The organism is Vibrio sp. M260121 (assembly GCF_036533715.1).
Classification (GTDB): domain Bacteria; phylum Pseudomonadota; class Gammaproteobacteria; order Enterobacterales; family Vibrionaceae; genus Vibrio.
In genome coordinates this window covers 61074-87716 of the sequence record NZ_JATABF010000045.1, presented here as the reverse complement: position 1 = coordinate 87716, position 26643 = coordinate 61074, and the positions used below count along the sequence as shown (strand labels likewise).

Genomic DNA, 26643 nt, shown 5'->3' with positions numbered 1-26643 from the left:
TTCAAAATCAACAGCGCGAAAGACGACGCTGCGGGTCTTCAAATCTCGAACCGCTTGAACGTACAAAGCCGTGGCCTGGATGTGGCTGTTCGTAACGCGAACGACGGTATCTCTATTGCACAAACTGCTGAAGGTGCAATGAACGAGACCACTAACATCCTACAACGTATGCGTGACCTATCTCTTCAATCAGCAAACGGTTCTAACTCAAAAGCAGAACGTGTTGCGATTCAAGAAGAAGTAACAGCGCTGAACGACGAACTAAACCGTATCGCTGAAACGACCTCTTTCGGTGGTAACAAGCTTCTAAACGGTACTTACGGTACTCAGTCTTTCCAAATCGGTGCAGATAACGGGGAAGCGGTAATGCTGAACCTAAAAGACATGCGCTCTGACAACAAAATGATGGGCGGCGTGAGCTACCAAGCTGACAACGGTAAAGACAAAAACTGGAACGTTGAAGCTGGCAAAAACGACCTGAAAATCAGCCTGACTGACAGCTTTGGTCAAGAGCAAGAAATCAACATCAGCGCGAAAGCGGGTGATGATATCGAAGAGCTAGCGACGTACATCAACGGTCAAACTGACCTAGTAAAAGCGTCAGTAGACCAAGACGGTAAACTGCAAGTTTTCGCTGGTAACAACAAAGTAGAAGGCGACGTTGAATTCTCTGGCGGCCTATCTGGTGAGCTAGGTCTAAACGACGGCAAGAAAGTAACGGTTGATACTATCGACGTAACATCAGTAGGTGGCGCACAAGAATCTGTGGCTATCATTGATGCGGCATTGAAATACGTAGACAGCCACCGTGCAGAGCTAGGTGCTTTCCAAAACCGTTTCAACCACGCAATCAGCAACTTGGATAACATCAACGAGAACGTGAACGCGTCGAAGAGCCGTATCAAAGATACAGACTTCGCGAAAGAAACGACTCAAATGACCAAGTCACAAATTCTATCGCAAGCGTCAAGCTCAATCCTTGCGCAAGCGAAACAAGCGCCTAACTCAGCGCTAAGCCTACTAGGTTAATCAACCTAATACGACGCGATACAAAAGCCAGGCTCACCCCTGGCTTTTTGCTTATTCAAATCACGCATTAGGTACACCGAATAGGGCAGGTGACAAGGAGTTCGTATCGATTAGATGGTCTCTTTAAATACCAATGTCACTGCGATGATGACGCAGCGACACCTCGGTCACGCAGCTGAGCAAAACATAGAATCGCAGCGCAATCTCACTTCGGGGTATCGGATTAACTCCGCCAGTGATGACGCTGCTGGTCTACAGATCTCCAATACTCTTAATGTTCAAACAAGAGGGCTTGATGTCGCCTTGAGAAACGCGCACGACGCATATTCGGTGGCACAAACCGCAGAAGGCGCTTTGCATGAGAGTAGCGATATATTGCAACGCTTGCGCTCTCTGGGGCTGCAAGCGGCAAACGGCAGTAATGACTCAAGTGATCGGCAAAGTATTCAATACGAGGTCGTAGCGCTGCAAGATGAGCTTGATCGTGTCGCGATCACGACGACATTTGCAGATAAAAACCTATTTGATGGCTCTTACGGTTCACAAAGCTTCCATATTGGCGCGAATGCCAACTCAATCTCTTTGACGCTACGAAACATGCGTAGCCATATTCCAGAGATGGGAGGACAGCATTATGTTGGTGATGCGGTCGGTAAAGATTGGCGAGTCACTAAAGATAATCAAACCCTCAAACTTGAATATCAAGACAGCAAAGGGCAATCTCAAACTGAATCTATTCGGCTCAAACTAGGAGACCGCATCGAGCAAGTTGCCACTTACATCAATGCGCAGCAATCGATAGTGAGTGCCTCAGTAACGGAAAACAATGAGCTGCAATTTTTTGCTTCAACGCTGAATGCGCCAGAGGGTGTGGAACTAAAGGGTAGTTTAGCGGATGAGCTTGATGTCGGTGCGGGTGAGCTCACCACAATGGACGATATCGATATGTCGACTGCTGGTGGTGCACAGCTGTCAATTGGGGTGATTGATGCCGCGATTAAGTACGTTGACTCACATCGAAGTGAAATAGGCGGCTTCCAAAACCGGGTGAGTGGCACCATGGATAACCTTAACACGGTGAACCGAAGTGTGACCGAATCAAAAGGGCGGATACGAGATACGGATTTTGCGCGAGAATCGACGGAGATGGTGCGTTCACAAGTACTGCAAGATGCAACTACCGCATTGTTAGCCCAAGCGAAGCAGAGACCGAGCTCGGCACTTGGCTTACTTAGTTGAATAGGTTGCAGCGATGAACATCGCTCAAGAACAAAAGTTTCAGGTAATAAAAAACGCTGCCATTGGCAGCGTTTTTTTCGTGTTCAGCTAAGTAAAAATTACTTAGTTACACGTAGAACTGGAGTTTCACCAACAGTAACAGAACCAGAAAGCTTGTTTAGCTCTTTGATTTCGTCCATGTTAGAGATAACAACTGGAGTTAGCGTTGATTTCGCTTTCTCTTCTAGAAGAGCTAGGTCGAATTCAATTACAGTGTCGCCAGCTTTAACAGTTTGACCTTCTTCAGCGATACGCTTGAAGCCTTCGCCTTTAAGTTCAACAGTATCGATACCGAAGTGAACGAAAAGCTCAACACCGTCGTCAGACTCGATAGAGAACGCGTGGTTCGTTTCGAAGATCTTACCGATAGTACCGTTTACAGGAGCTACCATTTTGTTACCAGCAGGTTTGATAGCAATACCATCACCAACGATTTTCTCAGCGAAAACAACATCTGGCACATCTTCAATGTTCACGATCTCACCAGAAAGTGGTGCGATGATTTCGATTGCACCTGCGTCAGCGCTGTCGTCAGATACTAGCTTCTTAAGTTTGTCAAACAGACCCATTGTGTCATGCTCCTAACGTTTTATTTAATTCTGTCGAATTATAGTATACCAATCTTTCGAGATAGACGACTTTTTTTAACCGCCTATCTCATTGGAATTAGTTGATTATTGAGTTTTCTCTGCAATGAACTTTTCTACAACTGCTTCGATTTCCGCTGCTGTTGGTAGAGAAAGTGCTTCTTCAGCCATTGCTTTCACTTCTGCGAAGTTAGAGTTACGGATAACTTTCTTCACTTTAGGGATAGAGATACCGCTCATTGAGAACTCGTCTAGACCCATACCTAGAAGTAGAAGTGTTGCACGCTCATCACCTGCTAGCTCACCACACATACCAGTCCACTTACCTTCAGCGTGAGAAGCGTCGATAACTTGCTTGATCACAGTAAGTACAGCTGGTGATAGTGGGTTGTATAGGTGAGAAATCATCTCGTTACCACGGTCAACCGCTAGTGTGTACTGAGTTAGGTCGTTTGTACCGATAGAGAAGAAAGCAACTTCCTTCGCTAGGTGGTGTGCGATAGCTGCTGCAGCTGGAGTCTCAACCATTACACCGATTTCGATGTTTTCGTCGAATGCATGACCTTCAGCGCGTAGTTCTGCTTTGTACTCTTCGATCGCTTTCTTAAGCTCACGGATTTCTTCAACAGAGATGATCATTGGGAACATGATACGTAGTTTACCGTGTGCAGATGCACGTAGGATACCACGTAGTTGGTCACGTAGGATTTCACGACGATCCAAGCTGATACGTACTGCACGCCAGCCTAGGAACGGGTTCATCTCTTTTGGAAGATCCATGTATGGAAGATCTTTGTCGCCGCCGATGTCCATAGTACGGATGATCACAGACTCACCATTCATTGCTTCCGCAACTTCTTTGTAAGCTTGGTATTGCTCTTCTTCAGTTGGAAGTGCATCACGGTCCATGAACAGGAATTCAGTACGGTACAGACCAACACCTTCGCCACCGTTACGGATGATACCGTCACAGTCTTTAACTGTACCGATGTTACCGCAAACTTCTACGCGGTGACCGTCAGTTGTTTCTGCGTGTAGGTCTTTTAGCTTCGCTAGCTCTTCTTTTTCAGCAAGGAATGCAGCTTTAACTGCTTTCGCTTCTTCTAGTTCAGCTTCTGAAGGGTTGATAACGATCTTGTTGTTCATCGCATCAAGAATCAGCATGTCGCCGTTCTTAACTTGCTTAGTGATGTCGTTAGTACCAACGATAGCTGGAAGCTCAAGAGAGCGAGCCATGATTGAAGTGTGAGATGTACGACCGCCGATGTCACAAGCAAAACCAAGAACGTAATCTAGGTTGATTTGTGCAGTTTCAGATGGCGTTAGGTCGTAAGCTACTAGGATAACTTCTTGATCGATATCGCTTAGAGAAACGATGTTGATACCTAGTGCGTTCTTAACAAAACGAGAACCGATATCACGGATGTCAGTTGCACGTTCTTTCAGGTATTCGTCGTCTAGAGACTCAAGAGCACATGCTTGCTCTTCGATCACTGAGTGAATCGCGTGGTCCGCAGACATTTTGTCGTTTTTGATAAGTGCTAGGATTTCCTCTTCTAGCTCTTCGTCTTCAAGAAGCATGATGTGACCTTCAAAGATCGCTTCTTTTTCTTCGCCAAAAGTTTCAAGCGCTTTTTGCTTGATAGTTTCTAGCTGAGCTGCAGATTTGTTACGAGCGTCAAAGAAACGTGCAACTTCTGCTTCTACTTGATCATCAGAAATAGTGTTTGTGTTTAGGACAATTTCATCTTCTTGAAGTAGTAGTGCTTTACCGATTGCAATACCAGGAGATGCTAGGATGCCTGAAATCATAGCCTTACCTTAAGTTGGTCAACTTTATAAAACGGGAGAATAATGGGTGCGCTAACGAATAGTATTAGCTTAGTTTTGAGCCTATTTCCAACGAAGCCATTTTGCTTTCACAAAATGGCTTCTGAAATAGGAGACCGAATTAGTGTAGTTGGTCCATTAGAGCAACTAGGTGGTCAACTGCTTGCTGAGCTTGTGGGCCTTCAGCAGAGATAGTTACTAGAGTACCTTTTACTAGGCCTAGTGTTTGCAGCTTGAATAGGCTCTTAGCGCTAGCGCTTTTACCGTTAGAAGTCACAGTGATGTCCGCGTCGAATGCTTTAGCTTCTTTAACGAACTGTGCAGCTGGACGAGTGTGAAGACCGTTTTCTGCTGTGATTTCTACTTGCTTCTCGTACATGTGATATACCCCAATAAATGTATTTTTTTGTTAGTTTATGACTAAGTTTTAGCTTAACTGCTTTACACCTTGTGCGCTAGCACGGGAGAGTTCAAAGCGTGTCAGAACTGATACTAGTCAAAAGTTTGGTCATTACGCAACTGTTTGCGTGCGTAATCACACTGAAACCTTTTTGGTTTAGATTCTTTATTTTGAACCTAAAAATAAAACACCCTGATATTACCAAAGGTGGGGCAGGGATCAACAAAAAAGCCCCTGAACGGGGCTTTTTTAAACGAAAAATTGATTTGACCACATATTACTGTTGGTTCTCTTTCTCGGTAAAGATACCAGCAAATAGCGCTGTACTTAGGTAACGTTCACCAGAGCTTGGTAGAACGGTTACGATAGTTTTTCCTGCAAATTCAGGTAGTTCTGCAAGACGGTTTGCTGCTACGACTGCTGCACCTGAAGAAATACCCGCTAGGATGCCTTCCTCTTCCATTAGGCGACGAGCCATCTCGATCGCTTCTTCAGAAGTGACTTGCTCAACGCGGTCAAGAAGTTCCAAATCTAGGTTGCCAGGGATGAAACCTGCGCCAATACCTTGGATTTTGTGTGGTGCTGGTTGGATTTCTTCACCCGCTAGCGCTTGTGCAATCACTGGTGATTCAGCTGGCTCTACTGCCACAGAAGTGATGGCTTTGCCTTTTTCGCCTTTGATGTAACGGCTTGTACCTGTGATCGTACCGCCCGTACCGACACCCGCTACGAATACATCGATTTCGCCGTCAGTTGCGTCCCAAATTTCTGGACCAGTCGTCTTTTCGTGAATCTCTGGGTTAGCAGGGTTGTTGAACTGTTGTAGAAGAAGGTATTTGTCTGGGTTGCTTGCAACGATTTCTTCTGCTTTCGCGATCGCGCCTTTCATGCCTTTTGCTGCTTCTGTTAGTTCTAGGTTTGCACCTAGTGCTTTAAGAAGTTTGCGACGTTCAAGACTCATAGACTCAGGCATAGTCAGTGTTAGCTTGTAACCGCGAGCTGCTGCTACGAATGCAAGCGCAACACCTGTGTTACCACTGGTTGGCTCTACTAGCTCAACGCCTGGCTTGAGCGTGCCTGCTTTTTCAGCTTCCCAAATCATGTTTGCACCAATACGGCACTTAACGCTGAAGCTTGGGTTGCGCGCTTCGATTTTCGCTAGAACTTTACCCTTGCTCACTTTGTTTAGGCGAACTAGAGGAGTATTACCAATGGTAAGAGAGTTGTCTTCGTAGATCTTGCTCATAGTGATGTTCCTTCATTACACGTTTTGTGAATATGGATAGAAGAATATGCGGTATAAAAAAAAGGGAAAAGGATTAAAAAGTTATATCTTATGAGGTTGGTCAAGAAATCCACAAAATAACTGAGGAGGCGCATTCGTCCTCCTCAATTGTTTAAAAAGCCACCTATTATTGATGCTTAAATTCGGTTACCCACATCGCGGTTGCGCCACAGACAGCAACAGGCATAACGATAAGATTGAGAATTGGGATAGTCGTGAATACAGAAACCAACACACCAAACCCATATGCCTTACCTTGCTTTTGTTTCAATTTGTAACGCATGTCGTTGAAAGGGACTTTGTGGTTATCAAATGGATAGTCACAATATTGAATCGCTAACATCCATGCGGTGAAAATAAACCACAGAAAAGGTCCAACGGTTTGACCTAATGCTGGGATGAGCAAGAGTAGAAACAAGCCTATCGCTTTTGGTAACACGTAAAGTAGTTTGCGCCATTCACGGGCCATCACGCGAGGTACATCCTTGATGAGTGCTGCAAAGCCGTCGTCATTGACCTTTTGTCCTGTAAGAGACTCTTCTACTTTCTCTGCCAACAACCCATTAAAAGGCGCAGCAATAAAGTTGGCTAATGTACTAAAGAAGTAGGAGAACGTGGCCAGAATGGTCAACACCAATATTGGCCATAAGATGTAGGTAAGCCATGAGAGGAACTCTGGCAGCTTACCAATCCAATTCTCGATCCAAACATCGAGATGGGAAAATAAATAGAAGATAGCGCCCCCAACAAGCAAAATGTTGGCAAGCAGCGGCAAGACGACAAAACGTCGGATCTCTGGGGAGAGAGCTATTTGAATTCCGTATAGGAAGTAACCGAATCCGGTTCTAGGCTGATTATTCGACTTCATATCCATTTTGCTTCGTGTAAGTGAAAACTCATTGTACCTGTGGATGCTTTTCTTTCAATGCCCTAACATTTTGGGTCTTGTAAAGTGGAATCGTGGCAAGAATCACAACAAAAAGCGGAACTTCTTGCATTAAGTTGTTCTAAACCTACATATAGTTTTGGTAAAGTAAAAGCATCATTCGGATTTATTGCACTTGGGTTACTGCTCAAGGATGTGCGAGTAGTAAGAACAAGTAGATTGAGAGTAAATAATGCAGGAATTGCGATTCGTACTCATTGTTGTTGGCGCATTAGCCATCGCCGCATTGCTATTTCATGGTTTGTGGACAAGCAAAAAAGAAGGCAAAGCGAAATTTGGTAACAAGCCGCTTGGTAAGTTGGACGTTGACCAAGAGGATAAAGACTCCCTAGATCAAGAGCGTGAAATCGCTCCTGCTCCAGAAGACGATTTCGAAATCATCCGCAAAGATCGTAAAGAGCCTGACTTTGGGATGGAAAGTTCTTTCGACAACAAATTTGCCTCTGATCCTCTAATCGATGATGTTCTTGATGTTAGAGAAAAAGAACACAAAGAAGAGCGCGAAATCCCTGCTTTTGTCGCAACGAAGAAAACCGAAGACGAACTAGAGCCTGTTCTGCAAGAGCCAGTACAGTCGTCGGTTGTTGAAGAAGAAACTATTGAACCAGTCTTTGAAGCTCCTGACGTACCAGAAGCGCCAGTTATGCCACAAGTCGAGGCGACACCGGTAATGGCTGAAGAAGTGATTGAAGAGCCAAAACCTGAACCTGAAATGCAAGTGATTGTGTTGAACGTTCATTGCGCTGGCGATGAGCCTTTCATCGGCACTAAGCTGTTCGATAGCATGCAGCAAAATGGATTGATTTACGGTGAGATGAATATCTTCCATCGTCATGTTGATTTGTCAGGTAATGGCAAAGTGCTATTTAGCGTGGCCAACATGATGCACCCGGGTACGCTAGAACACGGTGACCCAGCTGAATTCAGTACTAAAGGTATTTCGTTCTTTATGACGCTGCCTTGTTATGGCGAAGCAGACCAAAACTTCAACCTTATGCTGCGTATTGCACAACAAATTGCTGACGATATGGGCGGTAACGTTTTGGATGATCAACGTAACTTGATGACACCAGATCGATTGGCCTCATATCGACGTCAAATAGTTGAGTTTAATGCTGCTAGCGCATAACCTTAACACCAAATAATGATAGGGCTCCGTTAGGAGCCCTTTTTCTTAGATTCCCAACCTCATTGAACAATATACACGGGGCTTTAATATGTCTGAATCAGTACTTCAGCGACTAGAAGAATTAAAAGAGTCGTTGCATTACCACGCTGTTCGTTACTACGTGGAAGATAACCCAGAGATTCCAGACGCAGAATACGACCGTATGATGCGTGAACTATTGGATATTGAAGCCGAGCACCCAGAGTTGGTGACTGTTGACTCTCCAAGCCAACGTGTTGGTGGTCAGCCTCTGTCTGAATTCAGCCAAGTTACTCACGAAGTGCCAATGTTGTCTTTGGACAACGCTTTTGATGATGCTGAATTAGATGGTTTTCACAAACGTGCTCAAGACCGTGTCGTTGGCCACACCATTAAACAATACTGCTGCGAGCCTAAGCTTGATGGCTTAGCTGTGAGCCTGCTGTATGAAAATGGTGTTTTGGTGCAGGCGGCAACGCGTGGTGACGGTACAACTGGTGAGAACATCACTGAAAACGTACGTACTATCAGCGCCATTCCATTAAAATTACAAGGTAAAGACTGGCCGACACGTCTAGAAGTGCGCGGTGAAGTGTTTATGCCAAAAGCAGGTTTTGACAAACTTAACGAGAACGCACGAAAAAAAGGCGAGAAAGTTTTTGTTAACCCACGTAACGCGGCAGCAGGTAGCTTACGCCAATTAGATTCCCGTATCACGGCTTCACGCCCTCTAAGCTTTTATGCATACAGTGTTGGCGTTGTGGAGGGAGCAACTCTTGCTAACAGTCACTACGAACGATTCTTACAAATCAAATCGTGGGGCTTGCCAATGTGTCCAGAAACCAAGCGTGTCGATAGCTTGGAAGAGGTTAAAGCGTACTACCAAGATATTCTTACTCGTCGTGAAGCTTTGGCTTACGAAATTGACGGTGTTGTTATCAAAGTGGATGACATTGCGATTCAAGAGCGTTTAGGTTTTGTCGCTCGTGCTCCTCGTTGGGCGATTGCCTACAAATTCCCGGCTCAGGAAGAAATCACCACACTGAATGAAGTTGAGTTCCAAGTTGGTCGTACTGGCGCGATTACTCCAGTAGCCAAACTTGAACCAGTATTTGTTGGTGGTGTAACAGTCTCTAACGCTACGCTTCATAACGCAGACGAGATTGAGCGTTTACAAGTGATGGTCGGTGACCAAGTCGTGATTCGTCGTGCTGGTGACGTGATTCCACAAGTGGTGTCTGTTATCAAAGAGCGCCGCCCTGAAACGGCTCGTGAAATTCTTTTCCCAGATGCTTGTCCGGTATGTGGCTCTCACGTTGAGCGTATCGAAGGTGAAGCGGTAACACGTTGTACAGGTGGCTTAGTATGTCAGGCGCAACGTAAAGAAGCGTTAAAGCATTTTGTTTCCCGCAAAGCGCTAGACGTAGATGGCCTGGGTGACAAGGTGATTGAGCAGCTAGTGGATCGTGAGATGGTGGAAACACCAGCTGATCTATTTAAGCTTTCAGCGGGTGTCTTAACCGTACTAGAGCGTATGGGGCCGAAATCGGCAACCAACGTTGTCAATGCGCTTGAGAAATCAAAACTCACAACATTGCCACGCTTTTTGTACTCACTCGGCATTCGTGAAGTCGGGGAGGCAACAGCAGCCAACCTAGCACAACACTTCAAGAACTTGGATGCTATTCAGCAAGCGACAGAAGAGCAATTGATTGAAGTTCAAGACATTGGTGTGATCGTGGCAAAACACATCACGACTTTCTTTGGCGAAGAGAAAAACCAAGCTGTTGTTCGTGACTTGCTAGAACAAGGCATCAACTGGCCAGAGATTGCAGCACCACAAGAAGGTGTTGAATTACCATTGGAAGGCAAGACGGTCGTATTAACTGGCACGCTTTCTCAACTAGGTCGCTCAGAAGCGAAAGAAGCATTACAGAACCTAGGTGCGAAAGTAACGGGTAGTGTATCGAAGAAAACAGACATTCTGTTTGCTGGTGAGAACGCTGGTTCTAAGCTTGCAAAAGCGCAAGAGCTCGGTATTGAGATTCAAACTGAGCAAGACTTACTCAACTTGATGAATTAACCCCCATCAAAAAAGATAAAAAATACCTAAAAGCCCCAATTGCCAGTCAGTTGGGGCTTTTTCTTTACAATTAAAAAGTCACTCAATAACCTCCTAATTCCGCTGTTTAGTGATTTCAGTGATCAGGATCGACCCTTCAACGATTCATCTCCTATAGACCAAAGTCTGCGATCAACTTCAAATTGAGCTTTGTTGTTTTTATATAAGTAATTGTATTTTAAGTGCTTAATTGCTTGTTGTGTCTTTGGTGTTAAAAATAAGATCTGGATCAACAACTTATATGGAACTTTGGCGTTGGTCATATTTTTTTAGAAAAAAAATAAGTTCCATTTGGATGTTTTTAGATGCGAAGTTAGTCTTAGAAGCGTGGATACACGGTGTGTATGCAGGAACTAAAAAGAACCAATTTAGAAATATTGAGGTTCACTCAGGAATTTACTTCTCTCCTTCGGCGGCCAACTTAAGGTGAGATAGAAAAATACAGCTATATCCATTTTTAGGAGTTTTTTCCATGGACAAATTTTTTAAAGTATCTGCCCTTTCTGCGGCAATGATGGGTGCAGTAGTTGCTGCTCCAGCAATGGCTGAAGATCCATTAGGTCCAGAGTACGCTGGCGCAGTTTCAGAGTTTTTCTCTGAGTCGACTATCAGCGGTAACCTTAACTTTTGGATGCGTGCTCGTGACCGTGGCAATGTAGATGCAAATGGTAACGACACTAAAAAGGTAACGAACCTAGACCACGGTTCTATCTTTGCAAACCTAGGCTTCAACTCTGGCTATGTTGGCGGTGTTGCTGGTCTTGATGTTGTTATCTACAGCACATTCGACATGTGGCAAAACGGTGGTGCAGACCACGAAATGAACTTCTGGGGTGTAAACAACCCATACGATAAAGAAGCGAAAGACAGCGCATGTTCTAATGTATGGACTGACTGTACAGACAACGGCGTTTCATTTGCTACTGCGGCAGCGAAGTTCAAACTAGGTGATTCTGCTACTGCGAAACTTGGTTACTTCCAACCATCTGTACCTAGCTCTCTAGGTGTTAACTGGTCATTCGCTCCTGGTACTTACCTAGGTGGTGAAGTTGGCGGAAAAATCGGTGGTTTTGACCTAGGTTTGGTTGTTGCGACTGAATACAAAGCACCGTGGTTCAAAGAAACTTACGAATTCAGAACAACTAAGGGTGAAGACGCAGGTACACTTTACTCTGTAGGTGGTCGTTACACTCTAGACAACGGTATCTCTCTAGATGCAGCATACGGTGGTCTATCTGATGGTGACCGTTGGAACGCTCACTTTAAAGTGAAAGGTACAACAGAAGGTGGTCTATACTGGTCTCCTCAACTATACATCGTTGACGATAGCGAACAGTACGACAGCACTGCATACCAGCTAGCACTTTTGACAAGCTTCTCTTCTGGTCAGTACTCATACCGTGCTGAAGCGACATACACTGGCGCAGATTCTGGTGACCCAGCAAACGTTGGTAACATGTCTTACCGTCTAACTAGCCAATACGGTGGTTCAAACGGTGCTTACGAAATCTGGTGGAACAACCGTTCTGACTTTAACCACGATGAAGAGCTAGCGGTATTTGGTTCTGTGTCTCGTGACTTCTCTGATATCGGTGGTAAAGGCTTTAGTGCTGGTCTAAGTGGCGCATACGGCTTCGGTTCATCTGCTCAAGGTTACGATGACCTTAGCGAGTACGCATACAGCGTCTTTGCAAACTACGCAATCCAAGCTGGCGCACTTAAAGATGCTCACATCAGCTTCTACTACACTAACTACTACAATGATACAAACGCTCCGAACTGGACAGGTTACACTAACTTGTTCCAAGATGAGGAAGATTTCAAGCTAGTACTAGCAATTCCGTTCTCAGTTAAATAAGCGAACTGAATACACCATATAGTGTCTAAAAAGCTGAGCATACGCTCAGCTTTTTTTGTCTCAGAGACCAAGGAGCTAACCATGAAGAAAGCACTGATCATTCCATTTGTATTATTCTCCCTTCAAGCTTGTAGCACTGCCCCTAAAACTCCAGCCGAGTATTGGTATGGGCAAGGTGAACGTTTTGGCTCAAATGGCTACCGCTACGACAACGATGTTTTAGCGAACTTAAAAGAGAGTGTTTCTTTTGACGAAGCATCCTACAAGGCGGGCTATGAAGCAGGTAAAGCAGAGTACTGTGATCCTTTCAAAGCGTTTGAAAAAGGTATCCAAGGTACTCGTTATACTGACCAATGTGCAGGTCAGCCTCAAGAAGTAATGATCAAAGCGGAATGGCAAAGAGGGTGGGATGCATTTATCGGTGCTGACTTCTACAAGTTCTAAGTTTTTTCATTTAATGGCCAACGAAGTTTATCCCCATAAAATAGATAAACTTCGTTAAAACCATTGATAATGTTAATTATTTAAATGTACCACCGTACATTGTGCATAATTCGCGTGGTAGGTGTTTTACTGTACCATCACTAAATGTGCAATCTACGCCGGCACCGAATGCATGTCCCGCTGAGTTTTGTGCTAAAGAAATTGGAGATGCAAAAATAGAGCACGCGATAAATAAAGCAGCAATCTTTTTCATGGTGAATCCTCTCACTCATTAAATTTCCAGCTTAGGCTGAACAATTAATTTATCTTTCAATTTAAAGTTAGAATTGTTTTATTTCTTTATCGTACCATTTTGATGTTGGCATAAGACGATTGGCATATAATCGCTAGTCCCGTCTGGTAGATAGCATTGCACGTTAGGCCCTGTAGCACTGTTACCGTTTGAGCCTGAGTAGGCAAACACGCTTGATGAAAACAACACCACAGCGAACAACATCATTGTCTTTTTCATAGTACTTCCTCTTACTTACCTTAAAAAAATATAAGCACTTAATTGACATGCTTATGCGTTAAGTATGTATAGAGACCTAGAAAGATCAAAATTAAATTCAACAGTGTTTTATTTTTTAAAATAAATTTAGATTTCGAAAAAGGAATTATATTTTTCTATGTGTCTGAATTATTTAATTTGAATAATTGAGTAAGAGTAGAAAAAGAGAGTATGCTGATAATATTTATATCACTTAATTTTTGTGGTTAATTTAAATAAGTGAATGAAATAAAAGAAGTAGTTTTAATAGATATGAAATAGGGTGCTTTGCACCCTATTATTTTGACACAAGTCAGCGAGAAACTGGTTTGATCTTAAGAATAATACCCTCAACGGCGATAATTTCGACTCGAGTTCCTGCTGGTAAATCGTGTTCTGATTCAGCAGACCAAGTAGTATCTGCCACTCGTAAGCGGTTCATTCCTACAGTGAAGTCTTCATCTAGCGTCACAATACTACCGACTAATTGCTTCTGCTTTTGGTTAAGATCGCGCGCACTGTCGCTCTTACGATCTTTCGACCATTGCTTTCGCCACCACAGCCACGTTGTCATCAAGCTGAAAGCGGCAAAAGCTAACCATTGCATTTGCCAACTGATGGGCAAGAAGGACAAAATGGTTCCGACGATAAGCGCTGATATGCCAAGCCATAAGAAATAGCCAGCAGTGCCGAGTAGCTCGATCGCTAGCAAAGCAAAACCAAACGCAATCCAATGCCAGAACGTAACGCCTTCCAATAGGCTAAATAAATCCATACGCAGACCTTAGTCTTTACTTTGTTTGAACATCTCTGCGATACCAGCAACGGAGCCCATGAGTCCAGTTGCTTCAATCGGTAACATGATAATCTTACCATTTTCTGCTTGGCCGATACTCTTCAATGCTTCAGTGTAACCCTGAGCAATAAAGTAGTTCACTGCTTTGACGTCGCCTTTAGCAATAGCTTCTGACACCATGTAAGTTGCTTTTGCTTCCGCTTGCGCCGCACGTTCGCGGGCTTCTGCATGTAAGATCGCAGACTGCTTTTCACCTTCCGCTTTTAAGATCTCTGATTGTTTTTGACCTTCAGCGCGTAAGATTTCTGCTTGGCGCACACCTTCAGCTTCTAAGATCTCTGCACGTTTATTACGCTCTGCTTTCATCTGAGCATTCATCGCTGCGGTCAGATCTGCGGGTGGCTGAACGTCTTTAATCTCAATACGTGTCACTTTAACACCCCAAGGGTTAGTCGCTTGGTCAACAATAGAGAGAAGCTTGGTGTTGATCATGTCACGTTGGCTGAGCATTTCGTCCAGTTCCATTGAACCAAGAACGGTACGGATGTTAGTCAACGTAAGGTTACGAATAGCATGCTCTAGGTCGTTTACTTCATAGGCTGCTTTGGCTGCGTCGATAACTTGAACAAAGCCGACTGCGTCGATAACGACATTCGCATTATCTTTAGAGATGACTTCTTGAGCTGGAATGTCGAGAACTCGTTCCATCATATTGATCTTCTGACCGATTCTATCGACAAACGGAATGATTAAGTTCAAACCTGGTTTAAGCGTGTGGGTGTAGCGCCCAAAGCGTTCAACTGTCCAGTTGTTGCCTTGAGGAACGGTTTTAATCGCAGACGCGAGGATGATGATGGCTAGAGCAACGAAAATACCGATGGTGATCAATGAGTCAATTGGCATATGCTATTCCCTTAAGTGCATAGTATTGATTCATTTTTACTCATTTGGGCTTATGAAACAATCGTAGAACTGAGAGGTTTGATAAATTCCAGACAAAACAAAGGCCGGAGTTTTCTGGCCTTTTCTATTTGAGCTGTCCTACTTTAAATCGATTCGCTTAGTACAAAATCGAGTAAAGTTGACGGCGGTACTTACTTGCCAGTGCGTTGCCTTGGCCAAGTGCGCTCAAGATATCCATAAAGACTTTCTTCACTTCACCATCTTGTGCGCCTAGATTAGTCTTAAGAATGTTCCAAAGTAGCTCTAACGCTTCTTCATCGCGACCTACTTGGTTGTACTGAACGGCAAGTTCACACGCCAATTCAATGTTGTCAGGGTTTGCTGCTAGTTCTTGTTCAAGACGCTGAAGCTCTGGGCTTTCTGCTGCTTGAAGATGCAGGTCTAACTTCGCGATCAAACCTTTGTAGTAGTTGTCTTGGTATTCCAGTGGAATCGCGCTTAACAGCGTTTGTGCCAATTCAAACTGTTTGGTTTCCAGCAAGCAATCTGCCATAGCGAGTTTCACGTCGCCTCGGTTTTGAAGCTCTTCCGATAACGTTTGTAGAATCGCTAATGCTTGAGCGTGCTCACCTTGTTGGAGCAATTCACTGGCTTGCTTCAACTGCATCTCATCTTGGCTTGGTAGATGCTTTTGCAGCATTGCGGTAATAGCATCAATAGGCTGAGGACCACCTATACCATCGACGGCTTGGCCGTTCATGAATAATGCGATGGTTGGCAGCACTTGCACGCCAAATTGAGAAGCAAGAGCAGGTTGCTGTTCACAGTTCAATAGAGCAAGGGTAAATGCGCCGTTGTATTGCTGAGTCAGCATTTGTAGATCAGGAATTACTTGTGCGCTTTCTGGTTGAGCGCCCGCCCAAAAGTGAATCAATACAGGCGTGTTCATTGACCCTTCAAGCGTTTCACGGAAATTTTGTTCTGTTAACTCAACGATAAATGGGGATTGCATCAGAGTATCCTTGCTTTTTGTTTCTTGTCGTTGATTGTAGATATGGAGTTGATATTTGGGAAATTCAAGCGATAGAAAGGAAAAACGCTGCCGAAGCAGCGTATTCCTGATAGCAAGCGAAAGTGCTATTAAATTTGGCTAGTCCAGCACGGTTTAGAGAGTCTTGTTAGACGTTATAGTAGTGTGCTGGGTGTGGTATCAAAATAGGATGAACATGGTCAAAACTACACCCACACTAAGCCAGTTAAGCTGATTTAATGTCATTATTGTCTCGCGAAAATACAAAACAGAAAGGGTGGCGATACCAAATCTATAGTGAGTATCCACATCACGTTCAGGCTCGATGGATGAAGATACTGACTTAGAAATTGATTCGAACATTGAGGTTTTCTTAACCTACATGCTCATAATGACATCACATTGTTACGGTAAAATTACATTGTGATAAAAATTTTTTATGCTGCTTGTCGCAAAATCTTATCAAGAATACGAGTTGGTAACAGGCGCTTCAATACCGCAAACACTTTGGTCGGTGTGGTGACTCGGTAGCGAATTTTGGGTTTATCACTGGTGAGTGCGTGAAGCACGGGCTCAATACAAGACTCAGCAGGAAGGACAAATTTGTTGTTCGACTTGTCGTTATCCAAACGCTGCTTTTGCCCTTCGTAAGCTGCTCTGTGGGCACTGTTTTCCACATCAATCCACTGCTCAAACGCTTTTAAGGCATTTTGTCTAAACTGGGTTTCTATCGGGCCGGGTTCGATCAGCGCAACTTTGATGTTGGTGTCCATCAATTCCAAACGTAGCGTGTCTGTCCACCCCTCCAGTGCGAACTTAGAGGCGTTATAGGCACCACGATATTTCATCGCCGCAAACCCTAGCACAGAGCTGTTTTGGATGATTCTTCCTTCACCCTGTTTGCGCATGTGTGGCAACACTTCTCTTACGAGTTGGTGCCAGCCAAAAAAGTTGGTCTGAAATTGTGCTTGAAGTGCTTCTGTCGGCAGATCTTCTAATGCGCCAGGTTGTCCGTAAGCACCATTATTAAACACGGCATAGAGTTGCCCCTCGGCCAGTTCCAGAGCTGTTGAGACTCCAGCCGAAATACTTTGAGGATCATTAAGATCTAACTGAATGCAGGTTAAGCCTTCACTGGTTAAGCGTTGAACGTCTTGCTCGTTGCGACAAGAGGCAATAACGTGAAAGCCCTCTTTTTGTAAAGCATGGGCACATACGTATCCGATGCCTGTGGAGCATCCGGTGATCAGAACTGACTTTTTCATATTAGGGCTCACAAAAGGAGGTAGTGAGCCTTATGATTCAACAACTTCTGTCTTGAAGCAAGTTCTTGAGTGCTGGCTCGACGCGAGAATAGCTGAACTTGAAGCCAAGCTCGGTAAGCTTTTTAGGTTTGGCTCGAACGCTATCAAACAGCAAACAAGACGATTCGCCCATTGCCATATTCATGACCCATTTAGGGGTAAACAGGATATGTGGTCGTTTGAGAGTTTTCGCCAATGTGCCGCTGAAGATTCGGTTGCTGACAGGGTGCGGGGCACACAAGTTGAACTCGCCATGAGCATGCGGTGTTTCGAGTAAATACATGATGGCTCGAACCATATCCAAAATATGAATCCAAGGCATGTACTGTTTGCCGTTTCCTAGTGGGCCGCCTAGGCCGAGCTTATAGGGGAGAAGCATTTTGGCAAGTGCTCCACCATTTTGTCCAAGCACTAAGCCCGTTCGAAGTATACACACTCGAGTTTGCTCGGATTCTGCACGCTTGGCAATTTGCTCCCAACGAGCACAAACATAGTGCGCAAATGCCTCACTATTTACGTGTAAGCATTCGTCAAAAGGGTGGTCTTGTTGATCGCCATAATAGCCAACCGCAGAGCCGCTGATAAATACCGCTGGTGGCTCGGTACTGGCGTGAATCAATTCAACGATTCGCTCGGTCACTTTCCACCGACTGTTACAAATAACCTCTTTCTGCTCCTTGCTCCAGCGTTTATCTGCAATCGGTTCGCCGGCAAGGTTAATCACCGCATCGACGTCATTGAGATCTTCAATTGAATCTAGGGAGTCTAGATATTGAATGTTACCGACATCGGCATGCTGTAATCGCTGTTTTGCCTGCGCAGGGTTGCGCGTCAACAAAATAACTTGGTGCGTAGTCAGGAGCTTGAGGAGCTCTGAACCGATAAAGCCTGTACCGCCAGTCAGTAATATCTTCATGTCATCCCTTTGATTGTAAAACCATTCAAACATTATAGTCGTTAACCGCCTTGCATGATCATTTCAATGACTTGCGATGTCGATTTTATTATTAGTTCCTAATGGTTTAGTAGCGATTTCTTACCAGGCGATGCAAAGCTCACAGTTTGAGTAAATGTAACAGAATGTTATCAAGCATTGAGCGTCGCTCACACTTAGCTTCAAAAAACTGTGTCATGCTGAATTTAGAAAGGATGAAGCGTTGCTAGGAGGGAAGTATGGAAGCATTTGTTGCTCTGTTTCGAGCCTTGCTAAGTAGCGCCCGTGATTTGCTGCCGATTGTCCTTGTTATTACCTTCTTCCAACTGGTGGTGCTTCAAGAGCCACTTCCTAATCTGGTCTCGATTTTATTTGGCCTCTTACTGGTTATTCTGGGTTTAACCTTTTTCATTTTTGGCTTAGAGCTGGGTTTATTCCCGATTGGCGAAAACATGGCGCAAGCTTTTGCCAACAAAGGTAGCGTGTTTTGGCTGCTGATTTTCGCATTCTGTTTAGGCTTCGGGACAACCATTGCTGAACCGGCCTTAACGGCTGTAGCGGAAGAGGCTTCGGAGGTGGCGGCCAAGGGAGGGATGATCGCCAATACTGAGCAATCAATGGAGGAATACGCAGATGGCTTGCGCTTAACGGTTGCTTTGTCGGTGGGCGTCGCGATTGTATTAGGCGTACTTCGGATTCTTAAAGGCTGGCCGATTCAATATATGATCATCGGAGGCTACATCGGCGTTGTGATCCTGACCGGATTTGCGCCGGAATCCATCATCGGTGTGGCTTACGATTCTGGCGGTGTGACGACTTCTACCATAACGGTGCCATTGGTGACTGCGCTTGGGGTTGGACTGGCGTCGGCGATTAAAGGTCGAAACCCGATGATTGATGGCTTTGGTTTGATCGCGTTTGCCTCGTTACTGCCGATGATGTTTGTCATGATCTATGGGATGGTGGTGGCATGATTTCGTTTGCACATTTCATCGATACCTTCGTTTCTACCATTAGCGATGTGGTTCCTATTGCGACGATTATCTTCGGCTTTCAATTGGCGGTTTTACGTCGTCCCATTTCTAATTTACCTAAGGTATTGCTCGGTTTTGCTTACGTCATTCTGGGCTTATCGTTGTTTTTGCTTGGGCTGGAGATGGCGCTGTTTCCACTTGGTGAAACCATGGCGACTCAACTGACCGCTCCTGATTTCCTTCGGGAGTTTAAAGTTTCAATTGGCCAAGCGTTAAGTTGGGTTGATTACTACTGGGTGTACATTTTCGCTTTCTTTATTGGCTTTAGCACTACCATTGCGGAGCCTTCTCTCATTGCGGTCGCCATCAAAGCCAATCAAGTGTCTGGCGGCAGTATTAGTGTGAATGGATTACGTGTTGCCGTGGCATTAGGTGTTGCGGTGGGTATTGCACTTGGAAGCTACCGGATTGTGGTGGGCGACCCGATTCATTACTACATCATCGCGGGTTACATCGTGGTGGTGATTCAAACCTTTTATGCGCCAAAGCTAATTGTGCCTTTGGCCTACGATTCCGGAGGTGTGACGACGTCGACGGTGACTGTTCCCTTGGTGACTGCTCTTGGCCTGGGGTTAGCGTCAACGGTTCCGGGACGAAATCCAATGATTGATGGCTTTGGTTTGATCGCCTTTGCCAGTTTATTCCCAATGATTTCCGTCATGGGCTATGCCCAAATCACCCAGTGGTTGAACAAAGAGACCGCGGAGGAGAAAGAAAATGCGCTTTAAATTGATTCTGGCCTTTGTTGAAGACAGCAAAACCGACAAAGTGCTTGATGCCGCACGTGATGCCGGTGCGACAGGTGCAACCGTGATCAACAATGCTCGGGGGCAAGGTTTAAACCAAAAACGAACCTTCTTTGGTCTGACTCTAGAAGTACAAAAAGACGTGTTGTTGTTTGTGGTGGAAGAGCATTTAGCGAGGCACATTTTGGAGACCATCAGTGAGGTCGGGGAGTTTGATCAAGAGTCTGGTCAAGGCATCGCGGTGCAGATTGATGTGGAAGACGCAGTAGGCGTCGCGCACCAAGTAGAGAAACTGACCAAAGTAGTAGAGGACGAGTTATGAGTCATCATGAGTTGATTCGAGTTAGAGACGTAATGGCTGCGACCTACATCATTGTTGATGGGGTAATTACGGTCCATGAAGGGATAACCTTAGCAAGAAAGAGTGAAGTGAAAGCGCTTGTTGTGAAAAAACGCGATGAGGATGATGAATACGGAATTGTATTAATGAACGATATCGCGAAAAAAGTGTTAGCGAAAAACCGCTCGCCACAACGAACCAATCTTTATGAAATCATGACCAAGCCAGCGCTTTCTGTTGATCCTAATATGAACGTGAAGTATTGCGCGCGTTTGTTTGAGCGCTTTGGTATTAGTCGTGCACCCGTGATTGAAAACGGTGAGGTTATTGGCATGGTGAGTTACAACAATATCGTGATTAATGGTATGGCACGAGAAGAGTTATAGGCGCGTTTGCTGTGAGGCTCACCCATAATTAGGGCAAGAAGGTTTCTCAGGTGAGCGACATTTAGCAAACCCCATTCGAATTGCTTACCTGTGCCATTGCATATCCGCAATCTGAGGCTTATTCTTTGAGAATTAAAGAAATAATTGAGGATGTCATGTCATGCCGCTAGTCGCTTGTCCTGTATGTGAGAAACAAATTTCAAAACGAGCTCATACCTGTCCGGGGTGCGGAGAACCCGACCCATTAAATCACTTAGCCAAATCTAAGTTCCTATCGATGATCTTTTGGGTGGTGGTCTTGGTCGGTGCCGGTTACTTTGCATGGTTCTACTTGGTGCCAATGTTGGTTGAAATGCTTCGTAACCACTAGTTTCTTACTTCGGTTGAGCTTCTACAAGAATGCCGTAGAATACCCTCATTACTTTTGAGGAGATGATGTCGTGAAATTATTTTTTGCCTCAGACTTGCACGGCTCTTTGCCTGCAACCGAAGAAACCATTCAGCTTTATTTGGCCTCTGGCGCCGATCATCTTATCTTGTTGGGTGATACGCTCAACCATGGGCCGAGAAACCCGGTTCCCGAAGGTTACAATCCTCCACAAGTCGCGGAGTTGCTTAACCAGTACAGTGAGCAGATCATTTCTGTGCGCGGTAACTGTGACAGCGAAGTAGACCAAATGCTGCTGAACTTCCCAATGATGACAGATTACGCTTGGCTGCTATTAGAATCAGGAAAGCGAGTGTTCCTCACTCATGGTCACTTGTACAACAGCGCGAAACGTCCACCACTGCGTGAAGGCGATATCATTGCTCATGGCCATACTCATGTCCCAGTGGCAGAGATGCAAGAAGGGGCAGTGATTTTCAATCCTGGTTCTATGACCTTCCCAAGAAACGGATTGCCACGCAGTTATGGTTTGATGGAAGGCAATACGCTGACAGTGCAAACACCAGAAGGTGAAGTGCTAGCTCAGACCACGATTTAATGCTCGAGTTATCGAATAAATCGTGAATTGGATAAAGAAGCAAGGGAGCCAATTGGCTCCCTATTTTGTATCTGAATGCCCTAAATCGCGCTCTGGATCGATGATGTCTCTTACGCGTTGCTTTAGGATTTTGGCTTCAGGGAAGCCTCCGTCTTTTTTACGTTCCCAAATCTGGACACCATTGCAAAAAATCTCAAAACGGCCACCCGTATCAGGATGTAAGCTCTTCACTGAACGTGTGAAGCAATTCTTGTGATAGCCAAGTTGAACGCAACATCCAATTGCACTGACGACAGTAGTGAATGTCTATGATGGCTTTATCCATTTCTTATTTCCTTTCCTTAAATACTAAAGCAGTAGCTTAATTCCCACCGCAAAGGTGAGGATCTCAAACGCGATTTTGATAACTCGATTGCTGTACTTTGTCGCCGCCCATGCACCTAAGCTGCCACCTAAAAATGAACTCACTAATAAAACCGGTAACCAGGCCCAATGAATTGGTGCTCCGGCTTGTACCACTGCGACGCCACCAATACCGTTCCAAAACAGACCGACACAAATCATTGTGTAGGCTACTGCTTGCTTGTAGTCGTAACCAAACCAACGAACAAGGAAGAGGGTAACAAGTAAGCCAGAACCTGCAGTCAACGAGCCATTCACTATACCAATGAACATCAAACCTAATCCGCCGACTATCCAGCCAAAGGTATCACGATGAATTGGTATCTCTGTCTGGCCCAGTTGTTTCTTAAAGCGAGAGTAAATTCCAAGAGCAAGGATCATCGCCCCGAGCATTTTCTCAGCGATGTTATCAGGAATTTGGACAATCAGGTTTGCACCAATCACGACTCCGATGCTGCCCACCAGAATCAGATAAAGCGCGACTTTAGGTTTTATTGTGCCTGCTTTTAGGTGCGTACTCGCAGCACCAAGCCCAAGGGCAACGGAAGCGACTTTGTGTGTCCCTAGTGCGACGGAGAAAGGCAAGCCAAGAAAGATCAATAACGGAAATTGCAGTAACCCAGCGCCACCACCAGAGAGGGAAGCGAGCGTATTTGCGATAAGAGAACCAAAGAAGAGAGTGAGGGTATCTAGCCAGTCCATGTGCAAAATAAAAGGGGGCATCTTGCCCCCTTATCATCGAATCAAAATCAGTTTCTAAACAGTACCGTAGAACCGTGGTTCAGGCTAGTCAGTAGTAACGTTTTTTCGTTCACTACGTCAATGCGACGGCTTTGCTCTGCATCCAACTTAAAGATTTGTGTGATGAGACGAAGTTGTGACTCAGAGAAATCTTTAGATTGAGAAGCTGAAATATCTTTGAATTCAGCTGGTGAGACAAGCAAGTAGTTGTCACTCACTTCCCAACGGCCTTTTTCAGAAATATTGATCGTGGATTCTGTATTAGAACCTTGAGCAAACAGGCGAATGTTTGCCACGCGAATGTAATCACCATTAGGCAAGTACTTCACATTCGATTCCACATTGACTTTACGTAGAGGACCAACTGTATCGTCTGGCAAGTTATCGGTGATCAGTGTCACCATAGTCGATTGCCATTCGTTTGATGTGAGAACCTGTTCTATTTTCAGGTCACTTCCCCAGTATAACCAACCACTAAAAAGGATTGATACGGCCAAAACCGCAGATGCTATTTTAATCTTCATTTCAGCCTCCTTTAATTGCAGATGTCTGTTGGGTCATTACGACCAGCGAAAATACGCAGCGTCACGTTCTCGTAGGAATGCTCGCTGTCGTGAATGTAGTTCAGTATCAGTTGGTTATTTTGACCACCTGTTGCGATCACTTCTACCGGAGAGGACTCTCCTGCGTGGTGCTCCACGTAGCGTTTGATGCACTGCTCAATTGAAGGCATCCAATCATTTAATTGAGGGTGGTTAACTGGTGTCATTACTGGAACGTTGTGGTATTCACCAATTTGACGGAATTGAGATTCCGCAGGGTTAGTCAGCATCAGTACACAAACAGGCAGTAACACGGCAACCACAACTAAAATACGAAACAGCCAGTTTGCGTTCTTTTGTGATGGGGATGTTTTAGGTTTTTCAACCGTCACTTCAGCTTCTGTTGTCTTGTCTACCGGAGTCTCAACCGCAGATTCTGCAAATTGCTCCAGGTCGACAACGGGTGCTTCGTTCTCTTCTTCTTGTTCATCAAGTTCAGAGATTGAATCAGAAGAAAGTGGGCTTAAACGCTCAACAGTACTGATAAGTTGGTAGCCGCGTTTTGGCACGGTTTTTACGAACTCTGGTGATTTTGTTGAGTCCTTCAACATTTTACGCAGCGTTGAGATAGCTTGAGTTAGGCTTGAGTCATCCACCTCAAAGCCTTGCTCACGCCAAACGAACTCGTGCAGCTCGTTACGCGTTATCACTTCGTTAGGTCTCTCTGCCAACATGAGGAGAATACGGCTTTCGTTGCTTCCTAATCGTACAACTTCGTTGCCATTTTGTTGGTCAGCGAGCGAATTACTATTTGGGTCAAAGACAAATCTTTGAGCAAGCAGAAATTTGGTGCCTATGTTAGTCATTTAGTTCTTCTTAGATGGATGATTCTGTAATTATAGTGATTTGCGTCACATAACAAGGCGTGCGCAAAAAGACATGTGCTACGTTTTAGATGCTTTTAGGGACGTAGGATAATTAAAATTTTCTAAAAAAACACCGTTTTTAGCAATATTGACCTTGAATTTACATTTGTCAGCCACATGTTAAATGACATCTTAGTAATGTCGCTTTTATGAGGCGGCGGTTAGGGCTTTGTCATTAAAAGTCTATTTAGTTTAGATGTTATGGAGCAAACATGAGCGAAACCGTATCTCAAAACAAAGAAACTCGTGGCTTTCAATCAGAAGTAAAACAACTACTTCACCTAATGATTCACTCTCTTTATTCCAACAAAGAGATTTTTCTACGTGAGTTGATCTCAAACGCGTCTGACGCATCAGATAAGCTTCGTTTCAAAGCGCTATCTACTCCAGATTTATACGAGGGTAATGCTGACCTTGGCGTTAAGCTAGCGTTTGATGAAAATGCTAACACATTAACCATCTCTGATAATGGTATCGGCATGAGCCGTGATGATGTGATTGAACATTTAGGTACGATCGCAAAATCAGGCACGGCAGAATTTTTCTCAAAGCTGTCGGATGAGCAGAGCAAAGACTCTCAACTTATCGGTCAGTTCGGTGTGGGTTTCTACTCTGCATTCATCGTTGCGGATGCCGTAACGGTTCGCACTCGTGCGGCGGGTCTTCCTGCTGAAGAAGCCGTTCAATGGCATTCAGCTGGCGAAGGTGATTACACCATCGAGACTATCACGAAAGACTCTCGTGGTACTGACATCGTGCTTCACATGCGTGAAGAGGGCAAAGAGTTCCTAAACGAATGGCGTCTACGTGATGTGATCAGCAAATACTCTGACCATATTGGTATCCCTGTTTCTATCCAAACTGCGATTCGCGATGAGGAAGGCAAAGAAACGGGTGAGAAGAAGTGGGAGCAAATCAACAAAGCTCAAGCACTTTGGACACGCAATAAATCCGATATCTCGGATGAAGAGTACCAAGAGTTCTACAAACACGTTTCTCATGATTTCGCTGATCCTCTTACTTGGAGTCACAACCGTGTAGAAGGTAAGAACGATTACACGAGCTTGCTTTACATCCCAGCGAAAGCACCATGGGACATGATGAACCGCGATCATAAATCAGGCTTAAAACTGTATGTACAACGCGTATTCATCATGGATGACGCTGAGCAGTTTATGCCTTCTTACTTGCGCTTTATTCGTGGTTTGATTGATTCAAACGATCTGCCTTTGAACGTATCACGCGAAATTCTGCAAGATAACAAGGTCACTCAGTCACTTCGCAACGCATGTACCAAGCGTGTACTTACTATGCTTGAGCGTATGGCGAAGAATGATGAAGAGAAATACCAATCATTCTGGAAAGAGTTCGGCCTTGTCATGAAGGAAGGTGTTGCAGAAGACATGGCAAATAAAGAGAAAGTTGCTGGTCTATTGCGTTTTGCCTCTACTGAAGTGGACTCTGCTGAACAAACCGTTGGTTTAGCTTCTTACATTGAACGCATGAAAGAAGGCCAAGACAAGATTTACTACCTAACGGCAGACAGCTACGCAGCTGCGAAGAACAGCCCACACTTAGAGCAGTTCAAAGCGAAAGGCATCGAAGTTATCTTGATGTTCGATCGCATTGATGAGTGGTTGATGAACTACCTGACTGAGTTTGATGGTAAGCAGTTCCAATCGATCACTAAAGCAGGCTTAGACCTAAGTAATTTTGAAGACGAAGCGGAAAAAGAAAAGCAGAAAGAAACTGAAGAAGAGTTCAAATCTGTTGTTGAGCGCACCCAGTCTTACCTGGGCGACCGAGTAAAAGAGGTTCGTACGACGTTCAAACTTGCGACTACGCCAGCGGTTGTCGTGACGGATGATTTCGAAATGGGCACGCAGATGGCGAAGCTTCTTGAAGCTGCGGGTCAAGCGGTACCAGAAGTGAAGTACATCTTTGAAATCAACCCAGAGCATGAGCTAGTGAAGCGCATGGCGGACGAAGCGGATGAAGAAGCATTCGGACGTTGGGTTGAAGTGCTACTAGGTCAAGCGATGTTAGCAGAGCGCGGTTCGATGGAAGATCCAACGCAATTTGTTGGTGCTATCAATAAGCTTTTGACTAAGGTTTAAT

28 protein-coding genes and 1 pseudogene are annotated in these 26643 nt (G+C 44.8%); 13 read left to right on the top strand and 16 right to left on the bottom strand.

The window, feature by feature from the left end; all coding sequences use genetic code 11:
- Both QTO06_RS20690 and QTO06_RS20685 read left to right on the top strand, forming a co-directional pair.
- The coding region (locus QTO06_RS20690) for a flagellin (protein ID WP_331409615.1) at window positions 1-1029 on the top strand (1029 nt) is incomplete at its 5' end.
- Between the two features lie 114 nt (window positions 1030-1143).
- A complete protein-coding gene (locus QTO06_RS20685; RefSeq protein ID WP_331409612.1) occupies window positions 1144-2268 on the top strand; it encodes a flagellin in 1125 nt (374 codons plus the stop codon).
- Between the two features lie 98 nt (window positions 2269-2366).
- On the opposite strand, the gene crr is transcribed toward QTO06_RS20685, so the two are convergent.
- The 5 genes from crr to cysZ form a co-directional block, all read right to left on the bottom strand.
- A complete protein-coding gene (gene crr, locus QTO06_RS20680) occupies window positions 2367-2876 on the bottom strand; it encodes a PTS glucose transporter subunit IIA (protein WP_005425608.1) in 510 nt (169 codons plus the stop codon).
- A gap of 105 nt (window positions 2877-2981) precedes the next feature.
- A complete protein-coding gene (gene ptsI, locus QTO06_RS20675; protein WP_331409610.1) occupies window positions 2982-4706 on the bottom strand; it encodes a phosphoenolpyruvate-protein phosphotransferase PtsI in 1725 nt (574 codons plus the stop codon).
- Window positions 4707-4845: 139 nt separating this feature from the next.
- Complete coding sequence (locus tag QTO06_RS20670; RefSeq protein ID WP_005436894.1) at window positions 4846-5103, bottom strand: HPr family phosphocarrier protein; 258 nt, start codon at window positions 5101-5103, stop codon at window positions 4846-4848.
- Window positions 5104-5401: 298 nt separating this feature from the next.
- Complete coding sequence (cysK, locus tag QTO06_RS20665) at window positions 5402-6370, bottom strand: cysteine synthase A (RefSeq protein ID WP_331409609.1); 969 nt, start codon at window positions 6368-6370, stop codon at window positions 5402-5404.
- Window positions 6371-6536: 166 nt separating this feature from the next.
- Window positions 6537-7277 carry a sulfate transporter CysZ gene (gene cysZ / locus QTO06_RS20660; protein ID WP_009707253.1) on the bottom strand — a complete coding sequence of 247 codons (741 nt, stop codon included), beginning with the start codon at window positions 7275-7277 and terminating at the stop codon, window positions 6537-6539.
- Window positions 7278-7527: 250 nt separating this feature from the next.
- On the opposite strand from cysZ, the gene zipA reads away from it, so the two are divergent.
- From zipA to QTO06_RS20640, 4 genes are all read left to right on the top strand, one after another.
- Window positions 7528-8484, top strand: a complete 957-nt coding sequence (gene zipA / locus QTO06_RS20655) for a cell division protein ZipA (RefSeq protein ID WP_331409607.1) — start codon at window positions 7528-7530, stop codon at window positions 8482-8484.
- Window positions 8485-8572: 88 nt separating this feature from the next.
- Complete coding sequence (gene ligA, locus QTO06_RS20650) at window positions 8573-10585, top strand: NAD-dependent DNA ligase LigA (protein ID WP_020197697.1); 2013 nt, start codon at window positions 8573-8575, stop codon at window positions 10583-10585.
- 511 nt (window positions 10586-11096) lie between these two features.
- Window positions 11097-12482: a hypothetical protein gene (locus QTO06_RS20645; protein WP_009707249.1), complete on the top strand. Its 1386-nt coding sequence runs from the start codon at window positions 11097-11099 to the stop codon at window positions 12480-12482.
- Between the two features lie 81 nt (window positions 12483-12563).
- Complete coding sequence (locus QTO06_RS20640; RefSeq protein ID WP_020197695.1) at window positions 12564-12926, top strand: DUF2799 domain-containing protein; 363 nt, start codon at window positions 12564-12566, stop codon at window positions 12924-12926.
- A gap of 76 nt (window positions 12927-13002) precedes the next feature.
- Here QTO06_RS20640 and QTO06_RS20635 read toward each other — a convergent pair whose 3' ends face one another.
- The 7 genes from QTO06_RS20635 to QTO06_RS20605 all read right to left on the bottom strand — a co-directional run bounded on the left by QTO06_RS20635 (window position 13003) and on the right by QTO06_RS20605 (window position 18404).
- Window positions 13003-13179 (bottom strand): hypothetical protein, encoded by a 177-nt coding sequence (locus QTO06_RS20635; RefSeq protein ID WP_331409604.1) that lies wholly within the window; start codon window positions 13177-13179, stop codon window positions 13003-13005.
- A 78-nt stretch (window positions 13180-13257) separates the two neighbouring features.
- Window positions 13258-13437 carry a hypothetical protein gene (locus tag QTO06_RS20630; protein ID WP_009707247.1) on the bottom strand — a complete coding sequence of 60 codons (180 nt, stop codon included), beginning with the start codon at window positions 13435-13437 and terminating at the stop codon, window positions 13258-13260.
- A gap of 331 nt (window positions 13438-13768) precedes the next feature.
- On the bottom strand, window positions 13769-14230 hold the full coding sequence (locus QTO06_RS20625; protein WP_270050508.1) for an NfeD family protein: 462 nt from the start codon (window positions 14228-14230) through the stop codon (window positions 13769-13771).
- Window positions 14231-14239: 9 nt separating this feature from the next.
- A complete protein-coding gene (locus QTO06_RS20620; protein WP_331409599.1) occupies window positions 14240-15154 on the bottom strand; it encodes an SPFH domain-containing protein in 915 nt (304 codons plus the stop codon).
- A gap of 157 nt (window positions 15155-15311) precedes the next feature.
- The gene (locus QTO06_RS20615) at window positions 15312-16166 is read right to left on the bottom strand and encodes a co-chaperone YbbN (protein ID WP_331409597.1); all 855 of its coding nucleotides are present in this window, start codon (window positions 16164-16166) and stop codon (window positions 15312-15314) included.
- 455 nt (window positions 16167-16621) lie between these two features.
- Window positions 16622-17449 carry an SDR family oxidoreductase gene (locus tag QTO06_RS20610; protein ID WP_331409594.1) on the bottom strand — a complete coding sequence of 276 codons (828 nt, stop codon included), beginning with the start codon at window positions 17447-17449 and terminating at the stop codon, window positions 16622-16624.
- A gap of 37 nt (window positions 17450-17486) precedes the next feature.
- On the bottom strand, window positions 17487-18404 hold the full coding sequence (locus QTO06_RS20605) for a TIGR01777 family oxidoreductase (protein ID WP_331409592.1): 918 nt from the start codon (window positions 18402-18404) through the stop codon (window positions 17487-17489).
- A 257-nt stretch (window positions 18405-18661) separates the two neighbouring features.
- Between QTO06_RS20605 and QTO06_RS20600 the strand changes: the two genes are divergently transcribed.
- The 6 genes from QTO06_RS20600 to yfcE all read left to right on the top strand — a co-directional run bounded on the left by QTO06_RS20600 (window position 18662) and on the right by yfcE (window position 21914).
- On the top strand, window positions 18662-19396 hold the full coding sequence (locus tag QTO06_RS20600; RefSeq protein WP_331409591.1) for a DUF1538 domain-containing protein: 735 nt from the start codon (window positions 18662-18664) through the stop codon (window positions 19394-19396).
- Window positions 19393-20184: a DUF1538 domain-containing protein gene (locus QTO06_RS20595; RefSeq protein ID WP_331409590.1), complete on the top strand. Its 792-nt coding sequence runs from the start codon at window positions 19393-19395 to the stop codon at window positions 20182-20184. The genes QTO06_RS20600 and QTO06_RS20595 overlap by 4 nt, the downstream gene beginning before the upstream one ends.
- Window positions 20174-20524, top strand: a complete 351-nt coding sequence (locus QTO06_RS20590) for a P-II family nitrogen regulator (protein ID WP_331409589.1) — start codon at window positions 20174-20176, stop codon at window positions 20522-20524. Before QTO06_RS20595 ends, QTO06_RS20590 begins: the two co-directional genes overlap by 11 nt.
- The gene (locus tag QTO06_RS20585) at window positions 20521-20928 is read left to right on the top strand and encodes a CBS domain-containing protein (protein WP_331409588.1); all 408 of its coding nucleotides are present in this window, start codon (window positions 20521-20523) and stop codon (window positions 20926-20928) included. Before QTO06_RS20590 ends, QTO06_RS20585 begins: the two co-directional genes overlap by 4 nt.
- 160 nt (window positions 20929-21088) lie before the next feature.
- A complete protein-coding gene (locus tag QTO06_RS20580; RefSeq protein WP_331409587.1) occupies window positions 21089-21298 on the top strand; it encodes a hypothetical protein in 210 nt (69 codons plus the stop codon).
- Between the two features lie 70 nt (window positions 21299-21368).
- A complete protein-coding gene (gene yfcE / locus QTO06_RS20575) occupies window positions 21369-21914 on the top strand; it encodes a phosphodiesterase (RefSeq protein ID WP_005436936.1) in 546 nt (181 codons plus the stop codon).
- Window positions 21915-21974: 60 nt separating this feature from the next.
- Here the strand turns inward: yfcE and QTO06_RS20570 are convergent.
- The 4 genes and pseudogenes from QTO06_RS20570 to QTO06_RS20555 all read right to left on the bottom strand — a co-directional run bounded on the left by QTO06_RS20570 (window position 21975) and on the right by QTO06_RS20555 (window position 24465).
- Window positions 21975-22239 (bottom strand): annotated as a pseudogene (locus QTO06_RS20570) (SelT/SelW/SelH family protein).
- A gap of 23 nt (window positions 22240-22262) precedes the next feature.
- Entirely contained in the window at window positions 22263-23018 is a 756-nt protein-coding gene (locus QTO06_RS20565) for a sulfite exporter TauE/SafE family protein (protein ID WP_265988312.1), read from the bottom strand.
- Between the two features lie 47 nt (window positions 23019-23065).
- Complete coding sequence (toxS, locus tag QTO06_RS20560) at window positions 23066-23581, bottom strand: transmembrane regulator ToxS (protein ID WP_009707226.1); 516 nt, start codon at window positions 23579-23581, stop codon at window positions 23066-23068.
- 11 nt (window positions 23582-23592) lie between these two features.
- Entirely contained in the window at window positions 23593-24465 is an 873-nt protein-coding gene (locus QTO06_RS20555; protein ID WP_331409584.1) for a winged helix-turn-helix domain-containing protein, read from the bottom strand.
- Between the two features lie 272 nt (window positions 24466-24737).
- Here QTO06_RS20555 and htpG point away from each other — a divergent pair, with 272 nt between their 5' ends.
- Entirely contained in the window at window positions 24738-26642 is a 1905-nt protein-coding gene (gene htpG / locus QTO06_RS20550) for a molecular chaperone HtpG (RefSeq protein WP_331409583.1), read from the top strand.
- The last annotated feature ends 1 nt before the right edge of the window (window position 26643 follow it).

Excerpts from the sequence above, each read along its gene's own strand:
- QTO06_RS20585 (WP_331409588.1), top strand. The coding sequence starts at position 20,521 with ATGAGTCATCATGAGTTGATTCGAGTTAGAGACGTAATGGCTGCGACC.
- QTO06_RS20620 (WP_331409599.1), bottom strand. The coding sequence starts at position 15,154 with ATGCCAATTGACTCATTGATCACCATCGGTATTTTCGTTGCTCTAGCC.
- crr (WP_005425608.1), bottom strand. The coding sequence starts at position 2,876 with ATGGGTCTGTTTGACAAACTTAAGAAGCTAGTATCTGACGACAGCGCT.
- QTO06_RS20605 (WP_331409592.1), bottom strand. The coding sequence starts at position 18,404 with ATGAAGATATTACTGACTGGCGGTACAGGCTTTATCGGTTCAGAGCTC.
- QTO06_RS20685 (WP_331409612.1), top strand. The coding sequence starts at position 1,144 with ATGGTCTCTTTAAATACCAATGTCACTGCGATGATGACGCAGCGACAC.
- htpG (WP_331409583.1), top strand. The coding sequence starts at position 24,738 with ATGAGCGAAACCGTATCTCAAAACAAAGAAACTCGTGGCTTTCAATCA.
- QTO06_RS20640 (WP_020197695.1), top strand. The coding sequence starts at position 12,564 with ATGAAGAAAGCACTGATCATTCCATTTGTATTATTCTCCCTTCAAGCT.
- QTO06_RS20670 (WP_005436894.1), bottom strand. The coding sequence starts at position 5,103 with ATGTACGAGAAGCAAGTAGAAATCACAGCAGAAAACGGTCTTCACACT.
- ligA (WP_020197697.1), top strand. The coding sequence starts at position 8,573 with ATGTCTGAATCAGTACTTCAGCGACTAGAAGAATTAAAAGAGTCGTTG.
- zipA (WP_331409607.1), top strand. The coding sequence starts at position 7,528 with ATGCAGGAATTGCGATTCGTACTCATTGTTGTTGGCGCATTAGCCATC.
- ptsI (WP_331409610.1), bottom strand. The coding sequence starts at position 4,706 with ATGATTTCAGGCATCCTAGCATCTCCTGGTATTGCAATCGGTAAAGCA.
- QTO06_RS20565 (WP_265988312.1), bottom strand. The coding sequence starts at position 23,018 with ATGGACTGGCTAGATACCCTCACTCTCTTCTTTGGTTCTCTTATCGCA.
- QTO06_RS20610 (WP_331409594.1), bottom strand. The coding sequence starts at position 17,449 with ATGAAAAAGTCAGTTCTGATCACCGGATGCTCCACAGGCATCGGATAC.
- QTO06_RS20635 (WP_331409604.1), bottom strand. The coding sequence starts at position 13,179 with ATGAAAAAGATTGCTGCTTTATTTATCGCGTGCTCTATTTTTGCATCT.
- QTO06_RS20630 (WP_009707247.1), bottom strand. The coding sequence starts at position 13,437 with ATGAAAAAGACAATGATGTTGTTCGCTGTGGTGTTGTTTTCATCAAGC.
- QTO06_RS20595 (WP_331409590.1), top strand. The coding sequence starts at position 19,393 with ATGATTTCGTTTGCACATTTCATCGATACCTTCGTTTCTACCATTAGC.
- QTO06_RS20590 (WP_331409589.1), top strand. The coding sequence starts at position 20,174 with ATGCGCTTTAAATTGATTCTGGCCTTTGTTGAAGACAGCAAAACCGAC.
- toxS (WP_009707226.1), bottom strand. The coding sequence starts at position 23,581 with ATGAAGATTAAAATAGCATCTGCGGTTTTGGCCGTATCAATCCTTTTT.
- QTO06_RS20600 (WP_331409591.1), top strand. The coding sequence starts at position 18,662 with ATGGAAGCATTTGTTGCTCTGTTTCGAGCCTTGCTAAGTAGCGCCCGT.
- cysZ (WP_009707253.1), bottom strand. The coding sequence starts at position 7,277 with ATGAAGTCGAATAATCAGCCTAGAACCGGATTCGGTTACTTCCTATAC.
- QTO06_RS20625 (WP_270050508.1), bottom strand. The coding sequence starts at position 14,230 with ATGGATTTATTTAGCCTATTGGAAGGCGTTACGTTCTGGCATTGGATT.
- QTO06_RS20645 (WP_009707249.1), top strand. The coding sequence starts at position 11,097 with ATGGACAAATTTTTTAAAGTATCTGCCCTTTCTGCGGCAATGATGGGT.
- QTO06_RS20580 (WP_331409587.1), top strand. The coding sequence starts at position 21,089 with ATGCCGCTAGTCGCTTGTCCTGTATGTGAGAAACAAATTTCAAAACGA.
- QTO06_RS20555 (WP_331409584.1), bottom strand. The coding sequence starts at position 24,465 with ATGACTAACATAGGCACCAAATTTCTGCTTGCTCAAAGATTTGTCTTT.
- cysK (WP_331409609.1), bottom strand. The coding sequence starts at position 6,370 with ATGAGCAAGATCTACGAAGACAACTCTCTTACCATTGGTAATACTCCT.
- QTO06_RS20615 (WP_331409597.1), bottom strand. The coding sequence starts at position 16,166 with ATGCAATCCCCATTTATCGTTGAGTTAACAGAACAAAATTTCCGTGAA.